Raw genomic sequence first — 6,080 nt, 5'->3', positions numbered from 1 at the left:
CATTGCGAGTTCGTGGTTTCGCTTACGTGGCAATCCCAAGTTTTTTACTCTATCTAATTTGCTTTTTAAGTATTTTGAGGCTCAGAAAAGCGAGGTCGCCACCTCAATCGCTCCTCGCGATGACAGAAAAGGGAGGGTTTCCTCTCCTCTGATTTAGACCCCTCGTAGAGACATTCAGGGGTGACCCCTCTTTTCCGTCATTCCCGAAATTTTTAGTCGGGAATCCAAATATTCTTGTCTTTAAATAATTTAGACCCCGGCTTAAAAATTGCCGGGGTGACGAGGAGGTGGGAATCCAAAGGCTTTTGGCCTTAAATAATTTAGATTCCTGATAGAACCATTCAGGAATGACAGCTGAGGGGATGATAGAGACATTCAGGGGTGACGAATAAGAAAGAGGTTCATAAGGGGTTTACCCCCTATTGCCGTCTTATGGTTTGCCATCAGGCATCAGGCGAGGATCAGGTGAGAGTTAATTACAATGGATTTTGCGGTTAACTATATTTTAAGCGACCAGGTTGCCAGTTTTCGTATTAAGTAAAAAGTCATAATACCAGGGTTGAGGTGCGGGGGAGAATATTTTATGATTTTAAGTGTTGGAAATTTATTGGAGAGAAATACTCTTCCCGTTCATATCAAATCAAAAGGAGATTGTTGTTGACATAGAGCCCTCGAATTCTTGACACTTCAGGGCGTCGTTTGTATAATAAACTCAATTTTTGTAAAGGAGGATAGTTGGAAGTTAATGGTTGAAGTTGGTAACATAGTGGAAGGTAAAGTGGTGGGTATTACCAAATTTGGAGCATTTGTGGAGTTAGAAGATGGTAAAAAGGGCTTGGTGCACATATCGGAAATTTCCAATCATTTTGTGAAGGATGTCAATGAATATTTGAAGGTGAATGACCAGGTAAGGGTAAAAGTAATTGGCATTGCTCCTGATGGGAAAATAGATCTTTCCATCAAAAAAGTCAACGAAGATAGGGACTACGAGGCAAAATTGGAAAAAAGCAAAGCTGTCTTTGAGCAAAAAATGAACCGTTTTCTAAAACAAAGCCAGGAAAAACTTACTGATTTAAAACGCTACAATGACTCTAAGCGCAAGCGTTGAAGAAGGGGGTTCAGTCTTTCTTCTTCCGTTATTATTTCTCCTCTTTCATTAACTACTCTTAAAAATCCATCTATGATTCGGGTTTTAACTTTTCCCGGTGCGTGAGGATTGCCCAGTAGATGGGGAGCATCTAATATTCCCTCTTCTACCGCCTGGGTCAGTACCTGAGGAGAGGCCCAGGGGTCTTCTTCCTCTTTTCCTATTCTTTTAATTGCTTCTAAAATTAATTTAGCCTCTCTTTTTATCCTCTCTTTATTTTCAAGAATAACAGGGTCGTTTTGTACCTGAGGAAGCCCGAAAAGAGCATCTTTTATCACTCCTTCTACTATTTGAGCGCTTTCTATTACTTCTTCCGGATGAGCTAAGTGGTCGGCTTCACAAAAACCAACTACGTGTATGATTTGAGGCTGAAGGAATAAACCCAGGAAAGTGGAAGCCCCCAGTTGCCCTTTGGCTACGTTCAGGTCTACAGAGAAATGAGCTAACCCTCCTCGAGTCTGGGTAAAAACAGTAAAGCTTTCTCCTTCCAGCTCTTTTACGAGCTCCGCTTTAGCCAGCATTTTAGCTAAATCGGCCTGAGGGGATATGCCCGGTGGAGTGTTGAGCATGTATTGAGCAATATAATAACGAGCTCCGGCTTTTTTGGCGTTGTAGGCAGCAAGGTAAAAGGTGGCTGCTGCTACGCTATCGGGAGCATCGCGTAAGCTCCACTGGTGAGACTCGTTCACCTCCAGAGGGACTCCCAGTGAAGCATAAGCCCTCATGGCTTCCTGGTTTTCCCGAATTGCTACAGGGAGGCTCCTTTGAGAGCGACCGTCTAACTGGCTGTACCACATAAGAGGCACTGCTCCCCAGGCAATGTTAATAGTTTCTTTCAAAAGGTGAGCCCATTCCACCAGATTATTGGTTCCGCTATAGCAGCGCAGGAGAGGAAAATTCCCCCGGCGAGAAGCCTCATATATTTTTTTTAAATCCTCCGGGTGACGCAGAGGAACGCCTCCTGCTCCCCTTTTTTCCTCGTTCATCAGGTGAGGCTGGAAAAAAAATTCCTGAGCGTTCTGGTCTGGGCCTAAGGAGATAACATCTATAACCCGGGATTCGCTGATTCGAGCTACGCCCTCTATGGTTTCAGATAGAGAAGGCAGTCCAAAGTGATGCCTCAAAAGAGGAAAAGGGCTTTTAGCTTTTATTCTCTCTGGAAGCGTAGGAGGATATTTTTCTTCTGGAGAACTTTCTTTGTGTCCGGTTATGCTTTGTACTATTTCTTCAAAGCGCTCTTTACCAGTAAATATGTAATCGAAAATCCCCGTCTGGCGAGCCACGTTTTCTAAAGCAGGGGTGCAGCTTAAAATGAGGATAAATTTGCCCAGTAATTGATTTTTTTGCAAAGCTTCTTTGAGCTCCTGGAATATATTCCGGGCTGCCTCTTCGCTCAACCGGTAGCCCACTATCACCCTTTCCGGCTTTTTCTCTTTTATTGCCTCTATCAGTTTTTCTGTGGGGATAGCCGGGCCTAAAAAATGGGCTTGGTAACCATATTGCTCAGCCAAAGACAGAAAGCGATATATGCCAGCCACATGGACGCAATTGCCCAGCGATGCTCCTAAAATTGTTTTCATTCTTCTTCCTCCATTACCACCATTTCTCGAATTTCTTTGACACTCAAACCTTCAAGCCCCAATTTTTCCACCGTTCTTCCCTCTTGCCAGTAGTTTCTTCCATGAAGAATACAGGCAAGGTGAATCATGGTATCAGTTGTGGGAGTGGGAGTTCCTAACATATGACCTATGGAAGAGATAGGAACAAGACTGGCAGGAACGTCTTCTGTCAGGTAGCGGTGAAAAATAGTAGAAGGGGCTTTGATTCCGTAATATCCCGGGTTATTTTGAATGGCTTCAAAAAGATTGCGGCCATGGGCATCATAAGCAGAATAGAGCCACTCCCGGGCGGTGATTGCTCTTATTCCCAGAGCCTCCCCCACTTTTACTCTTTCTTTATCCACTTCCTCTAAAATCAATGCTACCGAAGGGGTAACTCCTTCTATGTAGTAGTCAAATCCTCCGTGAGTGCTTTCGATACGACCGGCATTGAGTATGGTTATGGTGGGATGGAAAACTGCGCCAATGTTGTTGAAGCTGGTTTTCAAAACGTTATCTTCGGGGACAAATTGAGGAAGAGCTTTTCTTAAGGTTTGCACTACCTCCACTGTTTGATGAGCAGGGATAGCAGCTACCGGCACGCTATTTTTAATTCTGAAAATCTTCACCTGAGCTGGGCCAGAAATTCTGCTGGCAAAGATAAATGTTTGTGCTTCAGCTATTATTACTTTAGCCTGACACTCCCTTTCTTTTAGAACCTGTTTTACTTCTAATGCCCCTCCAGTGCGCCCAGGATTAAGGACTATGATCTGGCCGTCTTCTAAGTAATTGCTCAATCTCTCGGCCAGATAACGATGACCGGTGGCAGGAACCACTATCATTATCACTTTTACACCCCGGATAGCTTCTTCTATATCAGAAGTCACGAGATTGAGAGGAACGAAGCCTTGTATTTCTCCTTCGACTTGCATTCCTCCCATAAGTTTTATAGAGTTTATCCGCTCTGGAGTGCGGTTAAAAAGATTGACTCGAAATCCTTTCAGGCTCAGATATGCGGCCAGAGCCTGCCCTCCGTGTCCTGCTCCCAGCACAGCAAAAGTTAATTCTTGATTCTGGTTCATAGTTTCCTGGCCACCCTCTCTTCGGCGATCCGGGCTAATTTCTGCACCATAGTTTTATAATCTATTCCACTGGCGTTGCACATTTCCGGGAAGGCACTGTGTCGATAATAAAGAGAGGGAAGAGAGTTGAGCTCAAAAAAGAAGGGTATTTCTTCCTTCTCGGAAAATATCAGCTTGAAAGTAGCATAATCCCTCATATGCAATTCCTGGAAAATTTTGAGAGCCATTTTTTCTATCTGGTTTTTTTGTTCTTCGCTGAGAGGAGCGGGGCACAACACGTCTTCTACATATCCTTTGTCATTTTTAGTTTGAAAATCCCAGAGAAGAACCTGACGAGAAACGTTAACCTCCATAATGGGTAAGGGGGAGGCGCTTTTCCCGTTGCCCCAGATTCCTATCATCATTTCTCTTCCAGTCAAGAACTTTTCCGCTATCACTTCGTCTCTGGTTTCTGAAAAAACCCTCTGTAATTCTCTTTCTAACTCTTCCTGGTTGGAGACCACCGATTGTGCGCTAATTATTTCCTGGTGAGAGCGAAAACGGGGCTTTATGATGAGGGGAAAATCCAGATTTTCTGGTATTTCCTCTTTCGAAGACCATATAAAATAAGAAGGGGTGGGTATGCCTATCCCCCTTAAGCAGAGTTTGCTCAGAGAACGGTCCAGGCAAAGAGAGTGGACTACGGAATTAGACCCCAGATAGGGTATATTGTTGGCATCTAAAAGAAGAGGGAGAAAAGCCTGATTATAAATACCCGAAACGCAGATGGTAAGATTGAATATCAAGTCTATTTTTTGAGAGAAAAACTCAGTTAACTGAGGCAAGGGCAGGTCTACACTGATTTTATTTACTTCCCATCCTGCTTCTTGCAATGCTTCTTCTATCATGGTTAAGGTTTTGCCTTTAAGTTCGCTCCTGGTTTTATAATAGCTTTTTTCCTGATTTTCGAGAATTTCCTGACTGTAGGTAATCCAGATGTTTTTAATAGGCATCACTTCCTTTTACCCTTTTACCGAAATAGGATAACACAAGTTGGTTTCTTAGTGCAAATTTTTGACCGGACGGGGCAGCAATAAGCCTTCGGAGGTCTTATAGACTCAAGTGTGTTATGACCACAGACCTATAAAAAAGGGGATGTTCACTCATAACTTTGGAAAACAAAAGAGCTACAGAGTAAGTAAAAAGCTGAAGATAGCTCTGAGGAAGAAAGAAATAAAACAGCCTATTTCTCTTTCGCTATTGCGAGGGTTGCTTTTAGCACGATGTAATTTGCTGCCACGCAAAGAGGGGTGCGCTTGCTAAAGGGGTAGCTTCCAGAACTATAGGGGAGGAATAGGCTATTTTCCCCTGGATAACGGGCTTTTTCATCGAGAGAAGGGTTACAATGAATTCTGTGACCGGCCATGGTTTCGATTTTTTCCTTGAGATGAAAACATAAAGCGAGTGTTCATCCAGAGGCCTTGCAAAGTAGAGATAGAAAGGTAAAATGTATAGTAAAAGGGGGAAATGCTGTGTCTGGAGAGGTAAAGTCAGGAGTAAATCGGTTTAGAGAAGTGTTAGAAAAAGTGGGCCTATCCTCACGGATAGTGGAGTTTTCTTGCTCTACTCGGAGCTCTGAAGAAGCAGCTCGGGCGATTGGTTGCGAGATAGGACAGATTGTTAAGTCTCTGATTTTTGAAGGAGCACACACTCATCGCCCTTTTTTAGTTTTAGCAAGTGGGGAGAACCGGGTTAACGAAAAGCAACTGGAATGCCTGGTGGGAGAGCCCGTCTGCAAGGGGGATGCTCAGTTTGTGAGGGAAAAAACCGGTTTTGCCATCGGGGGAGTTCCTCCTCTGGGTCACAAAGAGAAAATAGAAACTTTTATTGATCAGGACCTGGAGAAATACGAGGAAATCTGGGCAGCTGCTGGTGACCCTCGCAGCGTGTTCCGGCTTTCTTTTCAGGAATTGGTAGAGTTAACTGGAGGACGGGTGATTTCGGTTAAATGAACGAAGATATTATGAAAGAAAAATTTATGGAAATTGCCTGGGAGGAAGCTCAACAGGCTTTCCGGGAAGACGAGGTTCCGGTAGGTGCCTGTGTCGTTTCAGGGGGAGAGGTTGTAGCTCGCTCTCATAATCAAAGGGAAAAGCGACAAGAGGTGACCGCTCATGCTGAGATTATAGCTATCAATCAAGCTTCTCGGGTTTTAGGTAGCTGGCGCCTGAGTGATGCTTTTCTTTTTGTTACTCTGGAGCCCTGTCCTATGTG

6 protein-coding genes are annotated in these 6,080 nt (G+C 44.0%); 3 read left to right on the top strand and 3 right to left on the bottom strand.

Features of this window, described 5'->3' with window-relative positions; translation table 11 throughout:
- Positions 1-745 precede the first annotated feature (745 nt).
- A complete protein-coding gene (locus tag GXZ17_RS00345; protein ID WP_409375303.1) occupies positions 746-1,108 on the top strand; it encodes a S1 RNA-binding domain-containing protein in 363 nt (120 codons plus the stop codon).
- On the opposite strand, the gene GXZ17_RS00340 is transcribed toward GXZ17_RS00345, so the two are convergent.
- Genes GXZ17_RS00340 through GXZ17_RS00330 form a run of 3 tightly spaced genes read right to left on the bottom strand, consistent with a single transcriptional unit; the run spans position 1,081 to position 4,819 of the window.
- Entirely contained in the window at positions 1,081-2,727 is a 1,647-nt protein-coding gene (locus tag GXZ17_RS00340; RefSeq protein ID WP_409375302.1) for a methionine synthase, read from the bottom strand. The genes GXZ17_RS00345 and GXZ17_RS00340 overlap by 28 nt on opposite strands.
- Positions 2,724-3,827 (bottom strand): NAD/NADP octopine/nopaline dehydrogenase family protein, encoded by a 1,104-nt coding sequence (locus GXZ17_RS00335; RefSeq protein WP_409375301.1) that lies wholly within the window; start codon positions 3,825-3,827, stop codon positions 2,724-2,726. Before GXZ17_RS00335 ends, GXZ17_RS00340 begins: the two co-directional genes overlap by 4 nt.
- Positions 3,824-4,819 carry a hypothetical protein gene (locus GXZ17_RS00330; RefSeq protein ID WP_409375300.1) on the bottom strand — a complete coding sequence of 332 codons (996 nt, stop codon included), beginning with the start codon at positions 4,817-4,819 and terminating at the stop codon, positions 3,824-3,826. The genes GXZ17_RS00335 and GXZ17_RS00330 overlap by 4 nt, the downstream gene beginning before the upstream one ends.
- A 519-nt stretch (positions 4,820-5,338) precedes the next feature.
- Here GXZ17_RS00330 and GXZ17_RS00325 point away from each other — a divergent pair.
- On the top strand, positions 5,339-5,818 hold the full coding sequence (locus tag GXZ17_RS00325) for a YbaK/EbsC family protein (RefSeq protein ID WP_409375299.1): 480 nt from the start codon (positions 5,339-5,341) through the stop codon (positions 5,816-5,818).
- Positions 5,815-6,080: nucleoside deaminase (locus tag GXZ17_RS00320; protein ID WP_409375298.1), on the top strand; the 266-nt coding region annotated here is incomplete at its 3' end. The genes GXZ17_RS00325 and GXZ17_RS00320, both read left to right, overlap by 4 nt.

The sequence above is a fragment of the Candidatus Sordicultor fermentans genome (assembly GCF_012728195.1).
Classification (GTDB): Bacteria; Atribacterota; Atribacteria; order Atribacterales; family Caldatribacteriaceae; genus Sordicultor; species Sordicultor fermentans.
Note: the sequence above shows the minus strand (reverse complement) of the source record. Positions and strands in the feature narration are given on the sequence as shown.

Coding starts and splice junctions, on each gene's coding strand:
- GXZ17_RS00345 (WP_409375303.1), top strand. CDS start 746: ATGGTTGAAGTTGGTAACATAGTGGAAGGTAAAGTGGTGGGTATTACC.
- GXZ17_RS00340 (WP_409375302.1), bottom strand. CDS start 2,727: ATGAAAACAATTTTAGGAGCATCGCTGGGCAATTGCGTCCATGTGGCT.
- GXZ17_RS00335 (WP_409375301.1), bottom strand. CDS start 3,827: ATGAACCAGAATCAAGAATTAACTTTTGCTGTGCTGGGAGCAGGACAC.
- GXZ17_RS00330 (WP_409375300.1), bottom strand. CDS start 4,819: ATGCCTATTAAAAACATCTGGATTACCTACAGTCAGGAAATTCTCGAA.